Origin of the sequence: Nitrospira sp. BLG_1, from assembly GCF_047338595.1 — a bacterium.
Taxonomy (GTDB): domain Bacteria; phylum Nitrospirota; class Nitrospiria; order Nitrospirales; family Nitrospiraceae; genus Nitrospira_D.
This window is the reverse complement of the sequence record NZ_JBLFBO010000124.1, coordinates 1-1,452: the sequence shown is the minus strand read 5'-3', so window position 1 is coordinate 1,452 and position 1,452 is coordinate 1. Positions and strand designations below refer to the sequence as shown.

Below are 1,452 nucleotides of genomic sequence, written 5' to 3'. Positions count from 1 at the left end.
CTCTGGCGCATCCACTGTCCTTTCTGAAAAAGAACAGCTATACCAGAAATTACGCTAAAGATTATGAACAGGCTCTAAGACAAGCGTGACCCGGTTCAGGATTGTCGTGGGGCATTCGGCAGGCCCGCGCCATTGGCCTCACCGTGTTCATTGGGTTGGGAGCAGATCTGTTTTTCGGGGCCATACCATCCGCTCTCCATCGCCAAGAAAAGCGCCGTCAGACATCACGAGCCGGCTTTGGCGAGACAACAGTGTTTATATTTCTTGCCGCTGCCGCAGGGACAGGAGGCATTGCGGCCGAGGCCTCCGTCTGGACGGGGAGCGAGGCCAAGCAGTGCTCGCGGGTCCTGGTGAAACAGATCTCGCATGAGCGCATAGAGCGCCGGATCTTGTCGTTCGAGGGATGCGGGTGAGGTGAAGAAGTACTCGGCCAACACCGCGAAGAATTCATGCTCGTTCTTATACGCATAGGTGTTCAACTTGGCCCGTGGCCGCGACGGATGGGCAAGTTCTTGCGCCACAAACCGCATCCACTGCCGCACCGCCATCCAGGGCACTTCCGGCGGGATTCCATACTCCTGTGTCTCTCTCTCGACCAGGTGCGCGAACTCGTGCACTCCCACATGGTGATGTCCGGACGGATGATCAAATCCCGCGAGCAACGCCGGCTTTGAAAGAATCATCACCCCGCTCAAATGGTGCAGCCCGACCATGCCCAAGATGGTGTTCTCTTTCCCTCCACTCGTCCGGTAGGCATCGTCGAACGCATCCGGGTAGATCAGCACCTCGTGCAGCCGGTGGTAGGACCAGTCTTCAAAGCCGAAGATCGGAATCACGGCGCTCGCCGCAACCAGTACCCGGATCGTGTCGTCCACCTCCGTCCGGATTCCTGTGATGCGAACCTCACTCAGGAAGATCTGCACGAGTTGCCGAAACCGGGCCTGGCTCGTCTCGTCCAGGGCCCGGAAGAACGTCACGTGTGTGCGTAGAATCGCCTCCCACGCAGCCGGAAAGGGTTGCTGCATCACTGTCAGCCGCCGGAGACAGCGCCGGCGCACCCACCAGTAGGCGAGAGGACTCAGCCCTACGAGAAGCCAGAGCATCGGGAACAGCCAACCCAGCCATGCCGCTGCGAGTGCCGCCAATCCTGCAGCGATCAGTGCCTCCCGACGATTTCGTGCATTCAGCTCCGGTGTCACCAACATCGGTCTGTACTCCCGAGGAATAGCCCTGTACGTGAGAGGATTCTACTCCGAGGGAACCGGCACCGGCCATGAGCTCGCGCCAACATTCCTTCTGCTATTGAGTAGGTAACTCAGCCACCAGTTCGACCACTCTGGCTCACCTGAGACAGTTTCCAGTCTCCGCCCCCTCAGTCCTTTCCCGCGTCCTCAAACCTTAGCCTTCAGCCTCCAACCTCCTACATTGGTTTTGTGGTAACCTATGTGTTAC

Annotated in this window: 1 protein-coding gene; it reads right to left on the bottom strand. The window is 58.6% G+C overall.

Annotated elements, in window-relative coordinates:
* Positions 1-224 precede the first annotated feature (224 nt).
* Entirely contained in the window at positions 225-1,205 is a 981-nt protein-coding gene (locus ACMTNU_RS20640) for a zinc-dependent peptidase (RefSeq protein WP_413937168.1), read from the bottom strand.
* Between the last annotated feature and the right edge of the window lie 247 nt (positions 1,206-1,452).